General features: G+C 35.6%; 18 protein-coding genes and 1 other RNA gene. 10 read left to right on the top strand and 9 right to left on the bottom strand.

What is annotated here, in order from left to right; all coding sequences use genetic code 11:
• Position 1: 1 nt before the first annotated feature.
• On the bottom strand, positions 2-712 hold the full coding sequence (locus tag H510_RS0113315) for a hypothetical protein (RefSeq protein ID WP_026904767.1): 711 nt from the start codon (positions 710-712) through the stop codon (positions 2-4).
• Between the two features lie 81 nt (positions 713-793).
• On the opposite strand from H510_RS0113315, the gene H510_RS18940 reads away from it, so the two are divergent.
• From H510_RS18940 to H510_RS0113265, 10 genes are all read left to right on the top strand, one after another.
• Entirely contained in the window at positions 794-1159 is a 366-nt protein-coding gene (locus H510_RS18940; RefSeq protein ID WP_051291226.1) for a hypothetical protein, read from the top strand.
• Between the two features lie 76 nt (positions 1160-1235).
• On the top strand, positions 1236-3596 hold the full coding sequence (locus H510_RS0113305; protein WP_026904766.1) for a TonB-dependent receptor: 2361 nt from the start codon (positions 1236-1238) through the stop codon (positions 3594-3596).
• 52 nt (positions 3597-3648) lie between these two features.
• The gene (locus H510_RS0113295) at positions 3649-5142 is read left to right on the top strand and encodes a PepSY domain-containing protein (RefSeq protein WP_051291223.1); all 1494 of its coding nucleotides are present in this window, start codon (positions 3649-3651) and stop codon (positions 5140-5142) included.
• Between the two features lie 11 nt (positions 5143-5153).
• Positions 5154-5594 (top strand): hypothetical protein, encoded by a 441-nt coding sequence (locus tag H510_RS0113290; protein WP_026904764.1) that lies wholly within the window; start codon positions 5154-5156, stop codon positions 5592-5594.
• Position 5595: 1 nt separating this feature from the next.
• Positions 5596-6219, top strand: a complete 624-nt coding sequence (locus H510_RS0113285; protein ID WP_026904763.1) for an SCO family protein — start codon at positions 5596-5598, stop codon at positions 6217-6219.
• The gene (locus H510_RS0113280) at positions 6216-6638 is read left to right on the top strand and encodes a c-type cytochrome (protein WP_026904762.1); all 423 of its coding nucleotides are present in this window, start codon (positions 6216-6218) and stop codon (positions 6636-6638) included. Before H510_RS0113285 ends, H510_RS0113280 begins: the two co-directional genes overlap by 4 nt.
• Positions 6639-6652: 14 nt before the next feature.
• An RNA gene (rnpB, locus tag H510_RS19680) (RNase P RNA component class A) lies at positions 6653-7053 on the top strand.
• Positions 7054-7149: 96 nt separating this feature from the next.
• A complete protein-coding gene (locus H510_RS0113275) occupies positions 7150-8535 on the top strand; it encodes a sigma-54-dependent transcriptional regulator (protein ID WP_026904761.1) in 1386 nt (461 codons plus the stop codon).
• A 400-nt stretch (positions 8536-8935) separates the two neighbouring features.
• Positions 8936-9394 carry a hypothetical protein gene (locus H510_RS0113270; protein ID WP_026904760.1) on the top strand — a complete coding sequence of 153 codons (459 nt, stop codon included), beginning with the start codon at positions 8936-8938 and terminating at the stop codon, positions 9392-9394.
• 10 nt (positions 9395-9404) lie between these two features.
• Positions 9405-10373: a sodium-dependent bicarbonate transport family permease gene (locus tag H510_RS0113265; protein ID WP_026904759.1), complete on the top strand. Its 969-nt coding sequence runs from the start codon at positions 9405-9407 to the stop codon at positions 10371-10373.
• 144 nt (positions 10374-10517) lie between these two features.
• Here the strand turns inward: H510_RS0113265 and fucP are convergent, their stop codons facing one another.
• From fucP to H510_RS18935, 8 genes are all read right to left on the bottom strand, one after another.
• On the bottom strand, positions 10518-11813 hold the full coding sequence (gene fucP / locus H510_RS0113260) for an L-fucose:H+ symporter permease (RefSeq protein WP_026904758.1): 1296 nt from the start codon (positions 11811-11813) through the stop codon (positions 10518-10520).
• Between the two features lies 1 nt (position 11814).
• Complete coding sequence (locus H510_RS0113255; protein WP_026904757.1) at positions 11815-12261, bottom strand: MaoC/PaaZ C-terminal domain-containing protein; 447 nt, start codon at positions 12259-12261, stop codon at positions 11815-11817.
• A 153-nt stretch (positions 12262-12414) separates the two neighbouring features.
• Entirely contained in the window at positions 12415-13458 is a 1044-nt protein-coding gene (locus H510_RS0113250) for a Gfo/Idh/MocA family protein (RefSeq protein WP_036692919.1), read from the bottom strand.
• 29 nt (positions 13459-13487) lie between these two features.
• On the bottom strand, positions 13488-14714 hold the full coding sequence (locus H510_RS0113245; RefSeq protein ID WP_026904755.1) for an extracellular solute-binding protein: 1227 nt from the start codon (positions 14712-14714) through the stop codon (positions 13488-13490).
• Complete coding sequence (locus H510_RS0113240) at positions 14707-15852, bottom strand: CaiB/BaiF CoA transferase family protein (protein WP_026904754.1); 1146 nt, start codon at positions 15850-15852, stop codon at positions 14707-14709. The genes H510_RS0113245 and H510_RS0113240 overlap by 8 nt, the downstream gene beginning before the upstream one ends.
• Positions 15849-16991: a CaiB/BaiF CoA transferase family protein gene (locus H510_RS0113235; RefSeq protein WP_026904753.1), complete on the bottom strand. Its 1143-nt coding sequence runs from the start codon at positions 16989-16991 to the stop codon at positions 15849-15851. Before H510_RS0113235 ends, H510_RS0113240 begins: the two co-directional genes overlap by 4 nt.
• A gap of 1 nt (position 16992) precedes the next feature.
• Positions 16993-18153, bottom strand: a complete 1161-nt coding sequence (locus tag H510_RS0113230; protein WP_026904752.1) for an ABC transporter substrate-binding protein — start codon at positions 18151-18153, stop codon at positions 16993-16995.
• Positions 18154-18182: 29 nt separating this feature from the next.
• Positions 18183-21509: a glycoside hydrolase family 2 TIM barrel-domain containing protein gene (locus H510_RS18935; RefSeq protein WP_081659284.1), complete on the bottom strand. Its 3327-nt coding sequence runs from the start codon at positions 21507-21509 to the stop codon at positions 18183-18185.

Below are 21509 nucleotides of genomic sequence, written 5' to 3'. Positions count from 1 at the left end.
ATTATTTAACCTGCGACCAGATTTCGTAAATTTTTTCTCCTTTAGAGCTTAAACCACTGTGGTGCCAGTCGCCATTTTCTAGTTTGCCATCAAAACTTAATGATGCACCTACCCTATTATTATCTCTAGAGAAAAACTTAATTGTTTCTACATATTTACCATCTTTAAAAGTATAAGAACCTCCACCAGTACCATTAAACAACTTAACAGCAGGGTCTATAGCTAACCATTGGAACTTACTTCCTGTTAATATTTTATAGGTAACTCTGGTACCTGTTTGGTGTATAGGTACAACTTTACCATCGGGCTGCATTCTGGACGTTATGCGCCAAACGCCAGCTAAAGGCGCCTTACCATCATCAACTCTTTTAAATTTTAGAATCTTACTGCCAGGCATTAAAGTAAGTTCATCATTTAAGAAAGTATAAGGCAAATGTGTTTTTTTGCCCACAGCATCGGCATTAAGATTATGAACAAGCATATTAATTACCAATTCTTTTTCTGTACGCTCAAAAGTACCTCCATGTAAATTTATAAACTCGTTATCCTTATAAATGGTATGGAAAATAAAGTCATGCTCTATCAATAATAAATGGTTGGTATCACCATCTTTTAAGTGCCAAGCACCTTTTAATTGGGCTAGTAAATCTTGTGTAGTCATCATCATCAATAAAAGTAAAAAGATTTTAAAAATACGAAGAGGCTTTTTCATATGCGTATTATTTTTCCTTAAATCTAAGAATTATATAGTGTATTTTCTTTGGTTTGATGATACTAAATTTATATTTGCAGCATGTTTCAACGCATTATAGCATATCTATTAATCTGTACTATTATTTCTACTCATTTTAGTAAGATATATGTGTTTGCAGGTTTTGAGTTGAACAAAAATTATATTGCTGCACAACTTTGTGAAAACAAAAATAAGCCGCAATTACAATGTTTTGGGAAATGTTTTTTGAAGAAGAAACTAGAACAAGCAGAAAAAAAGCAAGCACAACAGGAAAGGCAAAATCAGAAAAACCTCTTTCAAGAAATTGCTACCGTTAACAATCATGATTTTTGCTTTAAAACTAGCCTACTTTCAGAAATTAACACCCCAGTTCAACTCCACTACAATTTAGTAAGAGCATTTCCTATTTTTCACCCTCCGGCTTAAGCCTGTAATAATTTTATTTAACATCATCCCAAGCGTTTGGATGATATTTTTTTATTGCAGACTTAAATAAAATCACATGAAATTTTATTTGATAATGGTTTGGTACATCCTCGCCATTGTAAACACTTATGCACAAGATATAAGTGGAATTGTATATGAGGAGTTTACAAAAACTCCCATCAGCGGAGCTATCATTAAAGTTGAAAACCAGAATTTGGTAAGTTTAACCGATGCTTCCGGAGCTTTTCTTATTAAAAGCTCAAAAGACAGTACAAACTTATTTATAACAGCTTTAGGTTATGAAAACCAAGAATTTATTGTAAAAACAAATCAAGCTATTTATATCGCTTTAAAGCAAAGCTCTAGTAATTTAAATGAAGTTGTAGTTACAGCAAATAGAGAAGCAAGCTTAAGAAGCCAAACTCCAATGGCTATTAGTAAATTATCGGCAAAGCTTATTGATGAAACAAAGGCTAGTCAGGTTTTTGAAATCATTAATAAAACATCAGGAGTTATTATGCCGAGTTATAATAACGAGCAACATGGCATGTCTATTAGACAGCCTATGGGCACAAGTGCTTATTATTTATATCTGGAAGATGGTGTACCTATAAGACCTTTAGGTGTTTTTAACCATAATGCTTTATTGGAAGTTAACCAATTTGCTATCAATAGTATTGAAGTTGTAAAAGGACCTGTTTCCTCTATTTACGGACCCGAAGCTGTGGGTGGGGCTATTAATTTTATTATGCAAAGGCCTACCCCCGTACCTACTGCAAAAGTGGGCGTTCAGTTTGATAATTGGGGATTTAGGCGGATACAATTTGGAGCCGGAGCTCAACTAAAAAAGTTTGGCTTTTATATTGGAGGCTTAAGCAGTAAACAAACCAATTCTTGGATGGCTAGCTCTGATTATGATAAAACATCAGTAAATGCAAGATTAGAGTACAATTTCAATAGCAAAACCCGCCTCATAGGAAACTTTATCTACGGCACTTATTATTCGCAAATGGCCGGAAGTGTGGATAGCGCCATGTTTTACAGTAGAAATTATGTAAGTACATCAGATTTTACTTATAGAAAATCTGATGCTTACCGTTCTCGCTTAACCCTAGAACATGATTGGAATAGCCATTCTAAATCTTTCATTACGTTATTTCAAAGAAATAATAAGCATGGGCAAAATCCAAGTTATGCCATTAGGTGGAACCCTGTATCAAGTGCAACAAACGACCCAACAAAAGCCAGAGGAGAAATTAATTCTAATGATTTTGAGAGTTATGGTTTTATAGCCCAACATAGCCAAAAGTTTGATTTTTTAAACTCGCAACTTCTTACTGGTGCGGTTTTAGACTTAACAGATAACACGTATTGGTCTTATTTAATTGATTTAAATGCGCAACTAGACCCAAGTAATAGGTTTGTAGAAAAGTATAGTATAGCCAGAGAAAGACCTGATATTCCTATAGCTAATTACAATGGAGACATTAAAAATTATGCTGCTTACTTACAATATGATTTTGAGCCTGTCAATAAACTACGCTTTTCTGTTGGTGGCAGATATGATGTGATGGATTTAGATTATATCAACAACGTAAATATTACTTCAGGGAACATCACTTACCAACGGTTTACGCCTAAAATTGGTTTAACTTATGAGATTGATAAAAACAAGGGCGTTTATGCTAATTTTTCTCAAGGCTTTTCGCCGCCATCTCTAACTTCTATTTTCAGGCCAAGACCAAATAGTAATCCAGTTGAGTTTTATACCAATTTAAGCCCTGCTTACTTTAATAATTATGAATTGGGAGGATGGATCTCTTTCCTTAATCATAAAATTTATTTGGATGTTACGGCTTACCAAATGGATGGTAGAAATGAGTTGTTAAGTATCCGACAAGCAGATAATTCTTTTGATTTTCAATCGGCAGGAAAAACCTTACACCGTGGTTTAGAATTTGGATTTAATGCTAAACCAAGCGAAGAATACTGGTTTAGATTTGGAGGTACAAGCGCCATCCATCGTTTTGAAGATTTTAAAATTAGTGATAGACCAAATGACCCACTTCAAAATCTGGCTGGATTTGACATGCCAAGCTCGCCACGTTGGACATGGAATAGCGAATTTTCTTATTATCCTAAATGGTTTAAAAATTTCAGAACATCTGTAGAATGGCAATACTTATCATCGTGGTATCAAAACCAAATTAATACGGTAAAGTATGAAGGTTATCATTTATTAAATTATAGAGTTGGCTATAAATGGAAAGCTATTGAGCTTTATGCTAATATCATGAATATTACTGATGAGTTATTTGCCAACTCGGTAACTAGAGGTAATAACCTTACTGATAGAAGCACCTTTAATCCTGGCGCTCCAAGAAGTTATGTAATGGGAATTCAATACAATTTTACGGGTAAGAATAAAATTAATTAACTAAAAGAGCTTGCTTTGAATTTAAAGTTAGCTCTTTTTTAGCATCATAAAAATGAAAAAATACATCAAACAAAACATCTATAAATGGCACAAGATTATAGGTTTAACAACCATTATACCTGTAATTTTTTGGACATTATCTGGTCTTATGCATCCATTTATGGCACATTGGTTTAAACCCACTTTGCCAAAAGAAAAACTAGAGATTAGCGTAATAGATACTACAAAGATAAAATACAGTTTTCAAGAAGTTTTAAAAGCACATCAAATACACCGATTTTTAAACTTTCGCATAGTTTCTTTCAAGGGTAGTTCCTATTATCAAGTTAAAAGCATCGATAAAAAAATAAGATATTTTGATACGGCAACTAGTAAAGAACTCTTACAGGGTGATAAGCGTTACGCTACACATTTAGCCCAATATTATTTAGCAGATACAGCTATTAAGCCTTCAAATATCAGCCTACAAACTGCTTTTAGCCAAGACTATAAATACATCAACCGGCTTTTACCAGTTTGGAAATTATCTTTTGATAAAAATGGTGGTACAGATTTATTTATTGAAACCACCAGTGGTCGTTTAGCTACTTTTAATAATCAAAACCGTAAAAATTTCCTCTCAATTTTTGATTTATTTCATAACTGGTCTTTTTTAGATGCTATAAGCAATAACCAAATACGCATTACAGTAATGATGATTTGCTTAAGCATCATCATATTATCAGCGCTAAGCGGTATTTTGATTTACGGATTTATATGGGGAAAATTTAAAACAAAACCTACAAATAGTAAAAGTATTTTAAAAAAATACCATAGGCAAATTGGTATAGCAACTGCCTTTGTAACCTTAACTTTTGCTGCTAGTGGTGCTTATCATGCCAGCAAAAAATGGAATCCAGATAGAGAAACAGGATTAAAACATGAACCCATTATTAAAGCAGAACACCTTAAAAAAGACTTTTTAAAGCTTAATTTACGTGGGGAAAGACTTTCCAATATCGCGATTGTTGTTTTAAGAAAAGATACTTTATATCAAGTTGTATACAATAAAACAGAAGACGAGCCTCAAGAAATTTTATATTTTAATGCAAAAGCCGGTAAAGAAATTGTAAATGCTGATGTTGAATATGCTAAATATTTAGTTAAAAAGTTTACTACAAGTCTACAACAAGAGGATATTATTTTACCAGATTGCTGTTTAAAAACTGATGAAGACAATAGTTTATTTGAAGCAAAACTATTAAATACTAAAACACTGCATTCTTTTTCAAGAGATTACGGTTTTGTATTTAAAAGACTGCCTGTTGTGCAATTAGATTATGATACTCCAGACCAAGACACCTATTTTATTGATACCCAATTTTCAACTTTAGCTTCACATGTAACTAATGATGATAGAACCGAAGGTTATAGTTTTGCCATATTTCATAAATTCTTATTTATGGACTGGGCTGGCAAAAACATTAGAGATTTAACTATGTTAATTTCAGCACTAGGCGTATTAATCGTAAGTTTGTTTGGCCTAGCTATATTTATTAAAAAATAACCCCTTTTAAGATGATAAACAGTTTAAAATTTTTAACTCTAGTAGCTTTGTTAAGTATTTTTGCTTGTAATAATGATAAAGAAGAGCAACAAAAGCTTCAAAAAGTAGTGATAGATAAACATGATGTTCTAATGGCCAAGATGGATTCTTTAACAGAAAACCAACTAAGATTAGATAGTATTACGCTGAAATACAAAAAAATTAAAGTAGAAAATCCAAATCTTGATAGCAATACACTTATAGCTCAAATTGATAGTGCTAAAAACTTATTAAGCAATGCCGATGAAGCTATGATGAACTGGATGCAACAGTTTAATCCAGATTATACAGGAAAATCAAGTACAGAAATTTTTGATTATCTAAGAAAACAGGAACAAAAAATAGATTCTGTAAAAACGCTATTTGATAAATCATTAGCACATAGCAACGCCCTTATTCAACAATATAAATAACATGAAAACCAATATTTTATTAGTTATTTCCTTTTTATTCTTAGCGATAAGTTCTTGCAAGCAAAATACTGCTAAACTGCCCATTTTAGGTCATCGCGAGTTGGCTGCAAACGGAAAAGACACGATTTACCAAACCATACCGGATTTTAATTTATTGAATCAAGACAGTGTTTACATTAACAATGATTCTTTAAAGGATAAAATTTACGTAGCTGATTTTTTCTTTACCTCATGCCCTTCGATATGCCCAATCATGAAAAAACAATTATTGCGTATTCATGATAAGTATAAAGATAATCACCAAGTAGCTATAGTTTCTCATACCATAGACCCAAAACATGATAGTGTACCTGTTTTAAAAAAATATGCAGATAAACTCGGCGTAGGCAGCAACAAATGGCACTTTTTATATGGAGCTAGAGATGTTATTTACAATATGGCTCGTAATGGTTATATGAATTATGCAGATAGAGATTCTTTAGCACCAGGAGGCATCAGCCACTCTGGCTACTTTATTTTGGTTGATAAAAACAAGCATATTAGAGGTGCTTATGATGGTACAGATGAAAAGCAAGTAAGTCAATTGATGGATGATATGGATGTTTTATTAGCCGAGTATAAATGAGAGCAAAAATTATAAGCTTGATATTTAGTTTACTGATTATCTGCATTTTTTTAAGTGCTTGTAGCGAGGAGGAAGTGAAATATCAACGCTATTATGCAGATGGTTCTCAAATTTATCAGGTACATTGTCAAAACTGCCACATGAAAGACGGTAGCGGTTTAGTAAATGTTATCCCTCCATTAACAGATAGTACTTTTTTAAAAGAAAACCGAAAAGATTTGGCTTGCTACATTGTTTATGGTTTAGCAGATACTATTGTGGTAAACGGTGTAACTTACCAAACGCCAATGCCAGCAGAAAAGCATTTAGCAGCTATTGATATTGCTAAGGTTTTAACTTACATCACCAACTCGTTTGGTAATAAACAAGGTATTTATGATGTTAAGGAAGTAGAAAAAAACATCAATAACTGCAAGTAAAAGGTTATCTTTACAGGGCAAATCGCTCTATCGCTGTTCCGATTAATATCGGGATGGAGGAAAGTCCGGGCAACACAGAGCATCCTGCTTCTTAACGGGAAGGCGCCCCATAAAGGTGACAGAAAGTGCTACAGAAAATAAACTACTTCCGTTTAACGGGAGAAAAGGTGAAAACGTGAGGTAAGAGCTCACGACTTTGTATGGCGACATACATCGTGGTAAACCTCAGGAGTTGAAAGACCAAATAAACCTTAACCGTCGGGGCTGCTCGTTCCGCTGCGCTTGTCGCTATTAAGGAGGGTAGGTCGTTAGATCATAATAGCAATATTATGGCAAGATAAATGATAGAGAATCCTGAAATCCGAAGCAATTTGGATCAGGATGACAGAACCCGGCTTATAGATTTGCTTTTATAACTAATTTCTGATAGTCCTGCTTCCAACGCAGGACTTTTTTTATGCACAATTGTATAGATTAGTATACATTTTAAACCCAAACGTTAAATACTTGTATGGCAAAAATTTTAATTATTGATGATGAAAGAGCTATCAGAAATACACTAAGAGAAATTTTAGAGTATGAAGATTTTGAAATTGAAGATGTAGACAATGGCGTTGACGGTTTAGACCTTATCAAAAGAAAGAATTATGATTTAGTTCTTTGTGATATTAAGATGAATAGAATGGACGGAATGGAAGTACTGTCTGCAGGTTTAGAAATAAGACCTGATTTACCTTTCATCATGATATCAGGACATGGAACGGTAGAAACTGCTGTTGAAGCTTCTAAAAAAGGTGCCTTTGATTTTATCTCCAAACCACCAGATTTAAATCGTTTATTAATTACCGTAAGAAATGCTTTAGATAGAGGTTCTTTGGTTACAGAAACCAAAGTATTAAAGCAAAAAGTAAGTAAAACCAAAACGAGAGAAATTTTAGGCGAATCTCCAAGTATTAGTAAAATTAAAGAAACGATAGAAAGAGTTGCTCCTACAGAAGCTCGTGTTTTGGTAACCGGTGCCAATGGAAGCGGTAAAGAACTAGTAGCAAGATGGTTACACGAGAAATCTAACCGGGCTCAAGGTCCTATGGTAGAGGTTAACTGTGCTGCTATCCCATCAGAATTAATAGAATCCGAATTGTTTGGACACGAAAAGGGTTCATTTACATCGGCTGTAAAACAACGTATCGGAAAGTTTGAACAAGCTAATGGGGGTACGCTATTTTTAGATGAAATTGGCGACATGAGTGCATCTGCGCAAGCAAAAGTTTTAAGAGCTTTACAAGAAAGCAAAATTACCAGAGTAGGCGGTGAAAAAGAAATAGATGTTAATGTAAGAGTTGTTGCAGCTACCAATAAAGATTTACTTAAAGAAATTGAAGCCGGTAATTTTAGGATGGACCTTTACCATCGATTAAATGTTATACATATCCATGTACCACCTTTGGCAGAAAGAAAAAGTGATATTCCATTATTATCTGAAACTTTCTGTGAAGAAATTTGCAATGATTATGGGATGCCGGTGAAAAAAATATCAGCTGGAGCTTATGAAGCTCTAAAAAATTTACCTTGGACAGGTAATATACGCGAACTTAGAAATGTTATAGAACGCTTAATTATTTTAAGCGATAAAACCATTACTGAGGATGATGTTAAGGCTTTTTCTAATCCTAGTGGTAGTATTTATGCACCTGATACAACCCATAAATCATCAGGAATAAATTTTGATGAATTTGCAAACTTTCAGGATTATAAAGATTATGCAGAGAAAGAATATATCAAATTTAAGCTAGAAAAAAACAATTGGAACGTTTCTAAAACAGCTGAGGATATTGATATTCAAAGAAGTCATCTTTACTCTAAAATAGAGAAATTTGGTTTAAAAAGAGGTGATTAAATAAGAAACCCAAGCAGATATATCACATCTAAAGATAGCATTCCCTTAGAATTAAGCTCTTTGTGAATTGGTGATATTTGAAAGAGAGGCGAACTTTTGGAAGTTCGCCTCTCTTAATTAAACCGGTTTTAAGCCATTCAACAGGCTTATGAAACGTTTGTGGGATATGGGGAATAAGATACGTATCTGAAACGCTTAAAATTCATGATTCTTACGAGATAGTTTCAACCCATCCATCAAAAAATCCCATAACTTAGTGTTGTGAAATTTTATTCTCATGACAGCTTCTCACTGCTTTTAATCAAAAAAATCATAAGTTTTTTTTATGATAAACATATAAAGTATAAATAATAATTTATGAATTATAAGTTTCAATTTTGGAGTATTAAAAACTTTAAAAATGAGGCAAAAACGCTACAATATCCAAAAATTATTAGCTCCTACCCTTTTCGCTATCATGGGGATATTAATTGTTGTAAGTTTTATATCAGATTATTTATTGAGCAAATTGGGAATAGGACTAGCCATTATCATATTAGTTTGGCTCACCAAAAATCAAACAGAATTAAATTTATATCTATCAACAAAAAAACTTCTAGACAGTAAAAATGATGATTCAGCGTTTAAAAACGCTTTTGGAGATAATTTAGATTGGGGTTTTAATAGTGATGATGATGAAAAACCAACAAATAACTTTATCCAAAAATCCACAAAAAATCATAGAAAAAAAGTGTTATTGAAAAATATGGTTGATTATAATTATAAAAAAAATAACCCTGAACAGTATGGTTTAGAAATAGCACAGCTTGAAAATAACGAAAGCTATAGCATTGCGAATAAAGGAATTTTCCCTAATTAAACCTCATATAATGGACTTCCATCTTTTAATTGACAATTTAACAAACCCTGCTCTTTTATTTTTTATTCTTGGTATAATAGCTGTAAGACTTAAAAGCGATTTAGCCATACCAGACCAAACATCAAAATTTATTTCTCTTTATTTATTATTCTCTATTGGTTTTAAAGGCGGACAAGAATTAGCGCATAGCGAGTTTTCCATGTCGATTATTTACGCTATCATTTTCGGAATTTGTACTGCCACTGCTATACCTTTTTACACCTTCTTTATCTTAAAGAAAAAGCTTTCTGTTTATAATGCTGGGGCAATTGCTGCTGCTTACGGATCGGTAAGTGCTGTTACTTTTGTTACAGCAGTTTCTTTCTTAGAAATACAAAACATAGGCTTTAATGGACATATGGTTGCTGTAATGGCGCTTATGGAAGCTCCGGCTATTATTATAGGTGTTATTTTGATAAGGATTTTTGCTAAAAACGACCCTATGAAACCACAACAAAGCCTTAGCCAAATTATTAAACACTCTTTTACTAACGGTAGTGTACTGCTTATTTTAGGAAGTTTAATCATTGGACTTTTGGCAAGTGATGAGCAAGCTATGGGTATTAAACCTTTTACTACCGATATTTTTAAAGGTTTTCTAGCAATATTCTTACTTGATATGGGAATTGTTAGCGGTAAAAAGCTACAAGATTTCTTAAACAGCGGTAAATTTACCGTGGTTTTTGCTACTGTAACACCTTTAGTAAACGGATTAATTGTAGCTTACTTAAGTAGAATCATTACCCATGAACCTGGTGATAGATTTATTATGGCTGTTTTAGCTGCCAGTGCTTCTTATATAGCTGTACCAGCTGCCATGAAAATTGCTGTACCTAAAGCCAACCCAGGTATTTTCATCCCAATGGCTTTAGCCGTAACCTTCCCTGTAAATATTACCATTGGTATGCCTGTTTATTTAGCGGTGATATTATGTAGTTAATTAGTTGGTTTGGGGTATTAGATACTTAGGTGATTAGTTCGGATAGCTACGGGGAGTTAGGTGACTAAGCGGATGATACATATAAAAAATGAGTTGTTAGTTTTAACGATGATTTTAAAACTAACAACTCATCACTTTTAACTCTCAACTTTTAACGCCCACTTCGCCTCGCTTCCATCCAAAAAATAAGATGATGATAAAGCAAAAGAAAGGAATAAGATAACCTATTTGTATATTATCTCCATTATAATCTATTACTGTACCCATTAAATAAGGTAAAATAGCACCACCAACAATAGACATTATAAGCCAAGATGAACCGGATTTTGTTTCTTCTCCAAGATTGGTAATACCTAAAGAAAAAATGGTTGGAAACATAATAGACATTAAAAAACCAATGATTCCTAAAGCGTAAATCACGAAAATACCTTGCGTAGTAACAGCTAACAAACACATCAGCGCTGCTAAAACCGCATATAAGGACAATAATTTACGTGGTGTAGTATATTTTAAAAAGAAAGTACCTACAAACCTACCAGCCATAAATAAGAAGCCATAAATGGTTAAATAGTAAGCTGCTGATTTTTCATCTAAACCTGCTCCTTGCTGCGCCATTCTGATAAAAAAGCTGGTTACACATACTTGCGCACCTACATAAAAGAATTGTGCTATAACCGCCCATCTTAAATGGCGATGTTTTAGGACTGCAAAAAATCCGGTTTTGGCTTTTTCTTCTTTACTTGGCTTTATTTCTGGGAAATGGATAAAATAAAACAAAACAGCAACCAGAATTACGATGATACCTAATACCAAATAAGGAGTTTTAACTGCTGCTGCTTCAGAAAATAAATAGCTCATTTTTTCGCTCTCTGGCATATCCGCTAGCTGCGCTGCTGTATATTCTTTTCCAGATAATATAAAGTTTGCGCCAATAATAGGCGCTACCATAGCTGTCAAACCGTTAAATGATGCAGCTAAGTTTAATCGGGTTGTTGCCCCCTCTGGCTTACCTAAGATGGTGGCATAAGGGTTTGCTGCTGTTTCTAAAACGGTTAAACCGCAACCAATAATAAACAATGCAATTAAGAAAATACTGTATGATAGCGTATTGGCAGCCGGAATAAACAAAAATGCTCCCATTGCAAATACCAATAAACCTATAATCATACTGGCTTTATAGCCAAATTTTCTAAGCATCATTCCGGCGGGAATAGCCATTAAAAAATAAGCTAAGAAAATTGAGGTATCTATTAAAGTAGACTGTCTGTTATTTAGCTGACAAGCTTTTTTTAAGTGCGGAATCAAGATAGAATCCAAATTATGAGCCATGCCCCATAAAAAAAACAAACATACTATTAAGATAAAAGGCAATACATAGTTTTGTTTTGACCCTTTGCTTTGGTTTAATACCGATGGCTGATTTACTGAGTTCGTATTCATATCAAACAGATTTTCTTTTTACCAATAAGATATGATCACACACCAAAACTACCTCACCATGTTGGTTAATAACCTCTACATGTTCTGTAACGTTACCATATTCGGGCTTTTTAGCATCAGATTTGGCAGAAATGGTAATTTCTGAATGGATGGTATCGCCAATAAAAACAGGCTTAATAAATCTTAACCTATCATAACCTTTAGACATCGCCTCAGGGTTTATTTCCGAAGCTGTTAAGCCAATACCAATGCTAAATATCATGGAACCATGCGCAATACGCTGCTTAAAAGGCTGTGTCTTACACCATTCTGCATCCATATGGTGCGGAAAAAAATCTCCGGTATGCCCTGCATGAACTACAAAATCTGTCTCGGTAATGGTTCTACCTAAGGTTACTCTTTTCTCTTCTAATTGGTAATCCTCAAAAAAAATCGACTTAAAATACATATTTAGTTGGTTAGTTGTTAGGTGGTTAGGTATTAGTTGGTTAGTTTGTTAGTTATTAGTTTGTTAGACAATAAGTGCTTTAGGTGATTAGGGGCTTTTATTCTCCACTCAGGACTTTAGACAGTGTTCATCCGTCAACGGTACACAGACTCCTTACTTTAAACTCACCTCGTAAGCTTTCTCTACCAGCATCATGGTTTGAAAAACGTCTTCTACGCTAGTGGGTAAAACCTTAGTTTCTCCGTTTTTATAGCGCATGAGGCTAGACATGGTACCAATAAAAGCATCGGGAAACCAAGAACCTTCTAAATTGATACTTTTCCATTCGGGTGCTTTTTCGTCCTCTAATAAGCAATATTCAAAAACATCGGGTACACCATTAGGATAATCCATTAATAAACCCATTTTAGCTTTTATAGCTCCTTTAGTACCTTCCCATTTAATAAAACTTTCTTGATGATGTGGGCCAAAAGCATGGTCGTGGTTGGTATTGATAACTGAGTGTAACGTATCGCCATAATCCAAAATAATGGTAGAACGAGATGAGGATAACTTCTTTGCAGGATGTTTTAAAGTTTTAGCTAAAACACCTTTAGGATTGCCTAAAAAAGACCGCATTAAATCTATATAATGAATGCTATGGTATTGGATTTCTAAACGTGGATGCACCATCACATGCGGAAATAACTCCCAAGGTGTTTCTACGGTTACCCTTACCTCCATATCGTATAAATCGCCTAAGAAACCTTTTTCTATAAGATATCTGGCTGCACTTACATAAGGTGCAAAACGCAACTGACAGTTGATGGCCGCTACCAAATTCTTCTTTCTACAAACTTCTAGGATATCTTGTGTTTGCTGGATATCATCGCCCATAGGCTTTTGTATCAGAACAGCGCTACCGTCTGGCAATTGCTCTAAGATACTGATATAACTTTCGGGCATGGTTGTAATATCATAAACCGCATTTGAAGGCGCTTTAGCTACTGCATCAGCAACAGAATCATAAACATTAGGAAGATGAAAATCTTGCGCAACCTGCACCGCTCTTTCCCTGGTACGATTGGTAATTCCTACAACCTCAAAACCTGCTTTTTTATAGGCAGGTAAATGGGCATCTTTTACAATTCCGCCTGCACCAATCATAATAATGGGCAACTTTTTTTGAGGTAAAATAGGATGATATTGAATATCCATATCTATTAAATATTTTATTTAATCAAATACTATAAAGTATTGATATTATTTATTTTATACTGAGCATCTTTTAGCAAATCACCTACATCATCAGTAGTTGAACATGCTTTCACAACCAACTCATCTATAAGGCTTGCAATGGCCGACCAATGTTTGCTTTGTGGCAATGTTTTAGCATGTTTATGCAACTCTTCTAACTTATGATAATAAGGAATGATACGATTAACATCAGCATCTTGCCAGGTAGATTTTCTACAGCCAATACCCCCTTCTAAAGTGAGTAATTTATCTTGCTGAGCTTGGGTTGCATACTTCACAAAAGCCAATGCTATATCTTGGTGTTTACTTCCTGTACCAACGGCATACATCCAATAAACATTTAAAGAACAAGCTTCTCCGTTGCCAGCTTTGGGTAAGCCTGCTACATCAACCTTACCTTTAACCTTTGAGCTTTCTGAAACTTCACAAACAGCCGCAAAACCAAACCAATTCACCATCATGGCTACTTCGCCACGGGCAAAAGCCTCACCTGCTTGTACAGATTCATATTGCGCTGATTGCGGATGTATTGCTTGATGATTATTTAATAAATCTCTATAAAATATTAAACCATCAGCAGCTTCTGGAGTGTTAATTTGGATATTTCCATCTGCGTCAAGCAATTCACCTCCTCGACTCCATAGTTGTAAACAAAAATCAAAAACGGTATTATGTCCATCAGGAAAAGCTGCTACCACAGTACCGTATAAACTATCCTCAGGTCTTAGGAAAAACTCCGCTACTTCTATAAAATCATCCCAGCTTAGGGGCACTTTTAAATCCTTACCATACAAGTCTTTAAATTTTTGCTGCTCTTGCGGAGATTCAAATAAATCTTTACGATATATTAAGCACTCAGGTCCATCATGAAAAGGCAAACCCAATAATTTACCATCAAACTGTTGAATATCCAATAAAGAGTTACTCCAGGCGGCAAGCTCTTGCTTATTTAGAGCAGGTTTAATATCTGCTATAGCATTAGCTGTATAGGCTTCTAATAACCAATCGGTTACTAAATGGGCTGCATCCCAGTTTCCATTTTTTAAGCCTTCATTAGTGATTAATTCATGATGCAATTCGGGTAAGTCCATTGCTATAAACTCGGCCTCAAGCTTACAACCTGTTGCTACGCAAAAGCTTTCCCAAATCTTTTGCATACTGCGCTCAAAAGGTTCAAACTTTCTTACCGCAAACCTAAACTTGTTTATATTACTCATTTGATAACTCTTTTATAATCTTAGCATTATCTTGCCCTAATGCAGGTGACGCTTTCGCTGATGTTAATAGCTGACCATCAATACGAATAGGGCAACGCGTGGTTTTATAAGAGAAACCATCTAACATGGTAACCTCTTGTAGCATCTCTAAAGCTTTAAAACCATCATGAGCCATTAACTTATCCCAGGTTAAAACATCGGCACACCAAATATCTGCTGGCTCTAGTACAGATAGCCATTTTTCTGTTGTATCTGTCTTCAAATGCGAGGCTAAAACCGCTTTTATTTCATCTCTCTTATCAAAAGCCTCCGCAGTTTCTTGATAGGCTAGCAAGGCATCGCAGCTTAATAAATTACCTAAAACTGGTATTTGCCCCATAGCTAAAGCTAACCAACCGTTTTGGGTTTGATATATCCCGTAAGGAGCGCCTAAATAAGCATGTGCATTGTTACTAGCTGTTCTTTGTGGTAACTGTCCGCCATCTCTATTAAAAGTAGTAATAGCTTCAAACTGGAAATCAAAAGCGGTTTCTAGCATACTTACCTGTACCAAAGCACCCAAGCCACTTATAGCCTTCTTTACCAAACAAGCCAATAAACCATTTGCTAAGTTTGCCCCCGCCAGCATATCTATGATAGATAAACCCATAGGAACAGGACCATCATCAGCATCGCCACTTAACCAAGTTAAACCACTTAAAGATTGTAAAAGTAAATCTTGTCCCGGGTTACCTTTCCAAATACCATCGGTACCGTAACCCGATATTTCACCATAAACCACCTGCGGGTTTTGAGCTTTTACGCTTTCATAATCAAAACCTAGTCTTTCCATAACGCCAGGTCTGAAATTATGCATCACCACATCGGCTTTGCGTATTAATTTCCAAATCCACTCGCGGTCTTTTTCATCTTTGATATCTACAGCAAAGCTTTCTTTGTTTCTGTTAATAGCATGAAAAACAGAAGATTCTCCGTTTAAAATAACGTTAGAAGTATATAAATGCCTGCAAATATCTCCTGTTTCTGGTCGTTCTATTTTAATAACCCGAGCACCTAAATCGGCCAAGCGCAAACTTGCTGACGGACCAGAAAGAAACTGACTAAAGTCTACAACTAAATAATCTTTTAAAGGCATCATAAGTTAAATTCCTGATTTATAGCTACTGTATGCGCACCAGCTTTAGGAGCTGCTTTTGCTGAAAATAATTTTTGACGATTGATTTGGATGGGACTTCTTGTACTTGTAAGCTGTGTACCATCAGGCAGGTTAAGCTGCTGTTGCATATCCAGAATCTTATAAGCTTCGTGGTTTAGAATTTCCTGATAATTATAAACTCTTGAACACCATATTTTTTGCTCTTCAAGGATAAATATCCAAGCATCGGTTTCTTTTTTAATGAGCTGCTGGGCTATTAAAGTATTGATTTCATCTCGCTTAGTAAACCAATCTTCTTTTTTGCTGTAGGCTGATAAATCTATACCTAAAACCTCGCCTAAATGCAATAAATTACCCATAGCTAAAGTAATGTAGCTATCGGCAGTTTGGTATATCCCGTAAGGAGCGCTTAAATAGGCGTGTCCATTTCCTTTAACCGAGCTTCTATCAGGGAGTTTTCCTCCATCATTTAAATAACTGGTTAAAACTTCAAATTGCACATCTAGGATAGATTCCATCAGGCTAACTTCTACCAAAGCACCTGTTTGGGTTTTAGCTCTCCTGATTAAAGCTGCCAAAATACCTTGGCATAAATGAGCACCACAAACCATATCGGCGACAGCCAAACCAAAGGGAACAGGGCCTTTTTGTTTTGTACCAGAAAGCCAGGTTAAACCTGATAAAGACTGGATTAATAAATCTTGTCCCGGTTTGTTTGCCCAAGGACCTTTATTGCCATAACCCGTTACTATGGCGTAGATAACTTTAGGATTAAGCTTTTTTACCTGCTCATAATCTAAACCTATTTTCTCCATCACCCCCGGACGAAAGTTATGGGTAATGATATCTGCCTGCTGAATAAGCTTTTTGATGCGCTCTAAATCTTCAGGATTTTTCAAATCGGCGGCGTAAGACTCTTTATTGCGGTTTATGGTATGAAAAACTAAGCTATCACCATCTATAAATAGATTCTTAATAGCAATTTGCCTGCCCGCCTCGCCTTTTACGGGGCGTTCTATTTTGATGACACGAGCACCTAAATCGGCCAGTTTTAAACCAGCCGATGGCGCTGCCATAAACTGTGCAAATTCTAACACCAATAAGCCTTCTAGTGGTTTCATATTAAGCCTTCTCTAGATTTTTAGATTGGATATATAACTCGTTTAAAGCATCTAAAACAGCTTTTTCATTGCCACCGTTTAACAAATAATTTCTAACAATATCACCGGCATGGTCTTGAAAATACATATGCCCTTGGTAACGTGACCTTAAATAAGCCCTTTGTAAGGTTGGCAAGGTATTTTTAAAATATTGATGAGATGCATTGTTGGTATGCTCACTTTCCCAAGCTTTTAAATGCCCAGGCTGCCCTCCATTATCAAAAAATAAAAATTCTTGTGTATTTGGTTGAGCTGTAAACTCGGCATATTTAACCGCTTCATGGATGTATTTTGATGATGATGAAACAGCCAAGCCCGTACCCCCTAAAGAAGTAATTAAATGACCATAATCTTCTAAATTTACTGTATCATGAAAATGAAGTAAGTTGGCTGCATAACCATTTCTTGAATAGTTAGAATAACCATAAGCAAAAGGACAATAAGCTATTTGATTGGTATTTACCATGGTTTCATAAACCTGAATAGGGTTTTTATCAAAGAAAGAACGGTCTATCCTATCACTTAAGCTTTTAAATAACTGTAGAGCCTTAGTACCTGTTTCTGCGCTAATTACAACATCGTCTTGTAGGCATGGTTTTTCACCCAGCGTTGCACAAAAACCATAAAAAGCCATCAATACATCAATAGGAATAAGTGCACAAGCTACCAAACCTTTATCGGCTAAAGCCAAAACATCATCAAAAGTTTCAGGCAAGCTTAAACCTTGCTGCGCTAATAAATCTGGTCTGCTTGATGCTACGGGCGTTGCTGCATCTATAGCTAAAGCCCATTGCTTGCCATTAAAATTATAGCTTTCGTGAGAGCGGCCAACCGAATTTTCCTCTTGGTCTTTGATGAAGGCAGCTGGCAAATAATCATCTAAAGGAAGGATAGATTTTGTACCCGCAGCAAAGCCCGCCCATGGATGATCTATCACCAATAAATCGTATTTTTCTGCCAGCTGTTGGATAGACATATCTGCAAATTGCTGTAAAGAACGTTTTTCCCAAATGATATCTACATCGGGATAAAGTTCTGTAAAACGTTGGGCTGTGGCTACAACAGATGTAAAGCCTCTGCTATGGTTCCAAGTTATTCCTTTTAATATTTTCTTTGTGGACATGTTTATTTCTTAAATTTCTTGAAGACGAGTTAGAAAATTAACTTCTTAGCTAAGGCGCCTTCTTTTTCTTTTAATACTGTTGTTGGATATAAGTAAAAGCTATATTGATAATTTTTAGCCTTGTTTTGATATTTCGCTAAAGGCTGAGAAACATCAGACCAGGTATCATTACCACCTACACCCATTTGTATCAAATCGATATTTAAGGTGATAAAACCAGCGTCTTTTAGCTTATGCCAATGTTTGGTTTCTGATATATTTTTCTCTGTAAAAGGCCAAGCGCTCATGCTTAGTAAACTATCGGCTACAACCATTAAGCCTTGCCCCTTGTTGTTATTGAGGAACATCCAACGAACATCTGTTCTGTTACCGTTTTCTTGTGGATATACATAAGGCTCCATAAATTGAGCTAAAGGCTGACTATAAATGGCTGCATCAAAACCGTAGCGTCTATCAACATAATTTTCTAATTCACCACGGCCATACCATTTTATTTGGCTATAATCACGAGCGGTTGCCGTTTGCATACCAATTTTTGGGATGTTAGGTAGTGATGGATGCGCTTCTAAAGCATAATCTACTTTAATAACACCATCGCCATTGATGCTGTATAAAACGTTTACTTTTGCGCTATCCTGAATTAAGCTATAAGTACTTTTTATTTTAATGATATTACTTATTGTTTGATCTAAACTGGTAGCTGTTAATTTAATATCGCTATCATACCAAGGTTTAAGTTTTTTTGTTGGTTTCCAACCACGACGGTCGTTATCGGTTTGTGGGCGAGTAAAATCTGGCAGTAAAGCTTGGAAAATTTGTTCTTTACCTGCTATCACATAAGAAACTAAAGCCCCATTAGCTTTATTAAATTTAGCTATGAACGTTTTACCATGCAGTTCAAACTCGTGTGGGCTTTCTTTAACGGTGATGTTGGCATAATTTCTTTTATACTTTCTATGCTCGGCCAATCCTGTTAAAGCAAACTGGTTACTAGCTATTTCATGACCTTTTTTTGCCCAAAGCTCATCTTTAGTAAGGGTAAAATGTATATCAGCTAAATACTCACTACCTGCTTTAAAACTTGGTAAATATTTAGCTATACTGATTTCTGTTTCTTTCCCTGCTTCCAGATTCAAATTTGGCAAAAGCTTATTGGCTATGATTTCGCCATCTTCTCTGATGATAAGGTTAATAGTGTAATCTATTAATGATTTACTAGCATGACGATTTTGGACTTTTAAAACACCTTTTTTTGTATCTATTAAAGTTGTTTCTACAGGCTGGTAAATTCTTTTACATTCATAAATGGCGGCTTTTGGTCTTCCGGTAGCATCAACAATGCCGTTTAAACTAAAGTTTCCACTATGATTTTTCTCTCCAAAATCACCGCCATAAGCTAAAAATTCAACTCCTGTAGAATCTTTTTTATATAAGCCTTGGTCTTTATAATCCCAGATAAAACCACCTATTAAACGTGGGTGACTTCTAAAGATATCCCAAAACTCTTTCATATTACCTGTAGAATTTCCCATAGAGTGCGAGTATTCTACAAAAAGTATTGGTCTTTTGTCTCCGTTTTGCTGATTAAGCAAAAGCTCTGGGGTATAAACTCCCGGATAAAACCTGCTGACCATATCTACATAATACTGGTCTACGGGGTTTTGTAATCGGTGCGAATGGTCGTTAGTTTTAGGATAACGCGGATCGCCCAGTTCTATATAACCTTCCTCCGCATGGCTACCCATAGCAGGTTCGTAATGCACTGGTCTGGTAATATCAAAATCATGCAGCCAGGCAGCCATAGCAGCGGTATTTGGGCCTCTGCCAGCTTCATTTCCTAAACTCCAGATGATGATTGAAGGATGATTTTTATCGCGGTAAGCCATTCTGGTAACACGTTCTAAATGTGCAGCTGCCCAAGCTGGGTCATTGGCCAATTTACCGCCCAAACCATGAGTTTCGTAATTGGCTTCATCCATCACTAAGATGCCATACTCATCACACAATTCGTAAAAATAAGGGTCGTTTGGATAGTGACTTGTTCTGATGGCATTAAAATTAAACTGCTTCAATTGTAAAACATCTCTCTTAATATCATCACGCGTAAGCGCTTTACCCCTTCTTGGGTCGTGGTCATGACGGTTTACCCCATACAAATAAGTTTCTTTACCATTAATTAGCAATTTGCTATTAGTTTTAGAAAACTCCACACTTCTAAAACCTACTTTGCAGCTTTTAGCCTCCAAGAGCTTACCATTTTTATCAAGCAAAGAAATCACTAAAGTGTATAAATGAGGCGTTTCATCACTCCATTTCAATGGATTTTTAACTTCGGCTTCTAGCAAACCAAATTTCACGTTATCTAAACGTGGGTAAGATTCGTTAATGATAGACTCGGCACTGCGCTCTAAAGCTTTGCTAAATACAGGCTGCTTTTGCTGATTGTATAATTGTGCTTTTACGATATAACCATCAGGGGCAACACCGGTAAAATTATCTAAACGCGGTCTTAAGCTAAATTTAGCATCTTGGTAGTTTTTATCCAGTTTAACTTGATAATGAAAATCCGCAATGCGTATTTTAGGCTCTGCCAGAAGCATCACCTCGCGTTGTATACCGCTCATTCTCCAATGGTCTTGATCTTCCAGATAAGCACCATCGCTCCAGCGGATAACTTGTACTGAAATGATATTCTCTCCACTTTGCAAATAAGGTGTGGCATTAAATTCTGATGGCAGACAACTATCCTCGGCATAACCTAAAAATTTACCATTTAGCCACACTTTAAAAGCAGAACTTACCCCACCAAAATGTAAGGTAATGTTCATGTCTTGCCAATGTTGTGGTAAGGTGAAAGTCTTTTGGAAAGAGCCTACAGCATTATAATCTCTAGGCACACGTGGCGGGTCTACCGGACGAAATGGATAAACCGCACTTTTATAAATCGGGATATCATAACCTTTTAGTTCCCAGTTTGATGGAACTTCTATTTTATCCCAGTTTTTAACCCTTTGTTTGTAAAAATCCTGAGGAGCATCGGCAGGTTTATAAGCAAATTTAAAATCCCATTCCCCGTTAAGTAGCAACATTCTGGACTTTTCTCTTTTACCTTCTAAAGCATCGGCTTCGGTGGCATAAGAATAAGCAGTAGCCCTAGCAGCATCGCGGTTGATACTGGTAATTTCTGGCTGCTCCCAAGGTTCGGCATTAAAGATACCCGGCACAGGCGGAACAGTAGCTGGCAAACCATCAACTGTTTGTGCTTGCGCTTGATAAAAAGCAAAAGCAGACAAGCCAAAAGCTAAAGAAACTCGCTTGATAAGCTTATGACATATAATGTGTTTTTGATAATTCAT

The sequence above is a fragment of the Pedobacter glucosidilyticus DSM 23534 genome (assembly GCF_000425145.1).
In the GTDB taxonomy this organism is placed as follows: domain Bacteria; phylum Bacteroidota; class Bacteroidia; order Sphingobacteriales; family Sphingobacteriaceae; genus Pseudopedobacter; species Pseudopedobacter glucosidilyticus.
The sequence above is the reverse complement of the archived record's forward strand: the minus strand, read 5'-3'. Positions and strand labels throughout refer to the sequence as shown.